2 protein-coding genes are annotated in these 590 nt (G+C 55.1%); both read right to left on the reverse strand.

Annotation, left to right across the window (positions count from 1 at the left end; translation table 11 throughout):
* On the reverse strand, nt 1–302 hold a 302-nt coding region (locus TU82_RS27335), incomplete at its 3' end, for a nitrilase-related carbon-nitrogen hydrolase (RefSeq protein WP_282955851.1).
* A partial coding sequence (locus tag TU82_RS27340; RefSeq protein ID WP_156421708.1) for an aminotransferase class I/II-fold pyridoxal phosphate-dependent enzyme occupies nt 290–590 on the reverse strand: 301 nt, incomplete at its 5' end. The genes TU82_RS27335 and TU82_RS27340, both read right to left, overlap by 13 nt.

The raw sequence follows: 590 nt of genomic DNA on the forward strand, positions 1-590 counted from the left end.
AGCCGGTTGCGATGGCTGCCATCGGCTGCCAGCACAATCACGCTGCCAGTGACCACTGCATCGAGCTTTTTGGCCTGAGCCTGCAACCACTTGCTGGTGGGACCATTTTCAGGTTCGGCCAGGTTTTTTGACTCCATGCTAAAGCCGGTGGTGAACATCTCTGGCAAAACCACCAGGTCTGCACCCTTTGTCTGCTCAAGCAGCTCATCAAAATGCGCAAAATTCGCCTGACGGTCATGCCAGGCCAGCGTGGTCTGCACCAGCGCTACGGTCAAATCGGGTAAAGCACTTAAATCACGCATAGTTTTCCTGCCGCTTCACGCAGCGTCTCCTCGCGTTTTGCAAAACACAGACGAACCAGCCGCTGCCCTTCGGGCGGGGTCTGGTAGAACACCGAAACCGGAATCGTCGCCACGCCATGTTCGCGGGTCAGCCACACGGCCATGTCGACATCATTAAGGTCCGGACGAATAAGGGAGTAATCAACCAACTGAAAGTAAGTCCCCGCCACCGGCTTGAAGGTAAAGCGCGATGGGCTTAACAAATCACAAAACAGGTCGCGCTTGGCCTGATAAAAAGCAGGCAGTTCT

This window comes from Pseudomonas orientalis (genome assembly GCF_001439815.1).
Classification (GTDB): domain Bacteria; phylum Pseudomonadota; class Gammaproteobacteria; order Pseudomonadales; family Pseudomonadaceae; genus Aquipseudomonas; species Aquipseudomonas orientalis.